At 56.8% G+C, this 2,412-nt stretch carries 3 protein-coding genes and 1 pseudogene; 3 read left to right on the top strand and 1 reads right to left on the bottom strand.

The genetic code is table 11. The features are described from left to right. The 3 genes from CFR72_RS16660 to CFR72_RS16655 all read left to right on the top strand — a co-directional run. Window positions 1–1,260: patatin-like phospholipase family protein (locus CFR72_RS16660; protein ID WP_146220778.1), on the top strand; the 1,260-nt coding region annotated here is incomplete at its 5' end. Beyond that, window positions 1,235–1,540 carry a hypothetical protein gene (locus tag CFR72_RS17400; protein WP_146220777.1) on the top strand — a complete coding sequence of 102 codons (306 nt, stop codon included), beginning with the start codon at window positions 1,235–1,237 and terminating at the stop codon, window positions 1,538–1,540. The genes CFR72_RS16660 and CFR72_RS17400, both read left to right, overlap by 26 nt. An 18-nt stretch (window positions 1,541–1,558) precedes the next feature. Then, window positions 1,559–1,948 carry a holo-ACP synthase gene (locus CFR72_RS16655; RefSeq protein WP_110914803.1) on the top strand — a complete coding sequence of 130 codons (390 nt, stop codon included), beginning with the start codon at window positions 1,559–1,561 and terminating at the stop codon, window positions 1,946–1,948. Window positions 1,949–2,132: 184 nt separating this feature from the next. Here CFR72_RS16655 and CFR72_RS16650 read toward each other — a convergent pair. Further along, window positions 2,133–2,312 (bottom strand): annotated as a pseudogene (locus CFR72_RS16650) (integrase core domain-containing protein); the annotation flags it as partial. Window positions 2,313–2,412 lie beyond the last annotated feature (100 nt).

The following is a 2,412-nucleotide window of genomic DNA, read 5'->3' as shown; positions in this document are numbered from 1 at the left end:
GTATCCTTCATCTGCCGTCCTTTCGCGCAGTCGTTTCTTCCAACGACCATTCTGGCACATTGCGATGCCGTGCGGGGAGGACGGCAACCACCCCATCTCACCGCGCGCGTCTTCATTGGTGGGCTGGCGGACGTTCAGCGCTTTCGAACCGTTTTGGGCACGCTGCTCCAACGTAAACTTTATCCGGCCGAACCGGGGCGTATCGTTACTATGGCCGATTTCGGACGCGATGGCCGTCCAACCCTCAAGATTGTCAGCGCCAACCTCAGCACGCGTAGCTTGCAGTTATTTTCGCCCCATCGGACGCCGGATGTAGCGGTTGCCGATGCAGTTGCGGCCTCCATTTGCCTGCCGATCATTTTCGAGCCCTGGCAGATTGGACGATCGACATTTGTCGATGGCGGCATCGTGTCCAATCTCCCGGCCTGGCCGTTCGACGAGGAGCGCGAACTCGATCCACAGGCTCTGACAATCGCAGTCGAGATTGCCGACACCTCGAACGCGCCGGTCGTCCGTCGCTTCAACTGGATTCCGTCCGCCATTCGGACGGCCCTTTTTGGATCGGGCGAACTCAATCTTCGCGTCTCGGGACAGGCCGAACAACTCGTACTCGAGAGCAGTCTCAACCTGCTGCAATTTGATCTTACCGTCGAGCAGGCGAGGCAGGAAGTGCGTGACGGGGAAGCCGCCGCCAGCGTCAGGCTCGACAAGCGCCTTTTCCGTCGCCCGGAGCTTTATCGTAACGCCTGTGAAGTCACGCGTGGGCTGGCTGAAGACGTTATCGAGTCAGCGCTTGAGATCAATGCGAAGCGCGTCCGTGTTGCGATCGCGGTGCCCGACCGAGATTACCACCATTCGCTGCGTCTGCGGTTCTCGACTGGCTATGAAACCCATGCGGACGAAGGGATGCTGATGCCGATCGAGGGCTCAATTCTCGGTGAAGCCTGGCAAGCGCAGGAATCGCGCTTTGAGCTTGCGCCCTTCCCCGATAAACTGGACCTGCCCGGTGACGCAAACCGGTTTCGGCGCAAACTACTGTGGCCGAAATTGTCATGGCAGCTGTGCATTCCTATATCGGATAAAAACGGTCGGCCCCGTTTCGCCGTCTATATCGGTGGCGATGCGAAACTCAAGCCAGACGAGAGGCTTGAGGTCGCGGTAACCGAGATTGAAAACGCTGTAAACGAGTTCTTTAGTCTGATAATAGAGGAACTGTCCGAACTGGAAGATGACGATGGCTTGGAAAAGCACCACCTTTAAGCGATCGACCACAAATGATCAGTTTTTGACCAAGGCTGGCGCTGTACCCGACAGCTCGAAGGGCGGCGTCAAGAGCAGAGTTTGGAAAATGTTAAAGGGCGAAGGAACAACTGCTCCAAAAACGGCAGGTGAGGCCAAGCAAGCAAGTTCACAAGCTGTTGCCAAACATCGCGATGCAATGTCGGGCGTTCTTCTCGAAGCTAAAAAAATCGCCGACGACCGGCGCGAGACGCTTAATTCGATCAAGGATCCCGACCTTAAGCGCAGTGCTGCTCGCTAAACTCGCGGCTCTAAGCGCATGAACACAATCGCGATTGGCCTCGATCTGGTCGAGCTTGACCGATTTCGACTTCTCTATGGCGCGTTCGATTCCGACGTCCTCGACCGAGTTTTTACGGCACGCGAACTGGCTTTCGAGGGCACTGATGCAGACCGACTATCCCGCCTCGCTGCCCGGTTTGCGGTAAAGGAAGCGGTCCTCAAAACGGTCGGTGGCTTACAGGACGGCATAGCTTGGACTGACATCGAACTCCTGTCCGACGGAGTCTCTGCTCCGCATGTCGAGGTTAGCGGGGGGGCGCGCGCTGCTGCAACGGCGCTCGGCATTTCCGACTGGCTAGTCAGCGTGACTCACGGCACTCAAAGTGCGGCAGCGGTTGCGCTCGCAATCGGCGACGGCAGAACATAAGTGCGGATCCCCGACATCCGATCAGTCTCCACTGTGCTGCCTGATGTGGCGAACTTTTTTCCACCATACCACAAAACAGAAGTGGCCCCGTTTGTTCGGACAGTTTTGGAGGTTGAATAAGCTATACCCGATTGATGTCATGCCATCATTCTGACGGCATTGCTGCTGGCCATCTGGTCCGGGGTTAACCCGGGACCAGATGGCGTTGGTGCGGTATGATACGCGCCTCATCAGGCTTACGTCCACCCAGCGTGGTATGCGGACGCTGCCCGTTATAATGGGCAATCCACTTTGCGAAACCCGCGCGAAGACCTGAGCCAGTCTCAAAAGCATGCAGGTATACGCATTCATATTTCAGTGACCGCGGGACTATCCTGAATTTTGTGCGGTGTGGTGATAAATTGCTCGAAGAGGAGCCCCCGCATGAGCATTGATAAAGACCTCCTGGACCGCCTGATGGAAGG

The sequence above is a fragment of the Gluconacetobacter entanii genome (assembly GCF_003206495.1).
Classification (GTDB): domain Bacteria; phylum Pseudomonadota; class Alphaproteobacteria; order Acetobacterales; family Acetobacteraceae; genus Novacetimonas; species Novacetimonas entanii.
This window is presented reverse-complemented; position numbering and strand designations above follow the sequence as displayed.

Coding starts and splice junctions, on each gene's coding strand:
- CFR72_RS17400 (WP_146220777.1), top strand. CDS start 1,235: ATGGCTTGGAAAAGCACCACCTTTAAGCGATCGACCACAAATGATCAG.
- CFR72_RS16655 (WP_110914803.1), top strand. CDS start 1,559: ATGAACACAATCGCGATTGGCCTCGATCTGGTCGAGCTTGACCGATTT.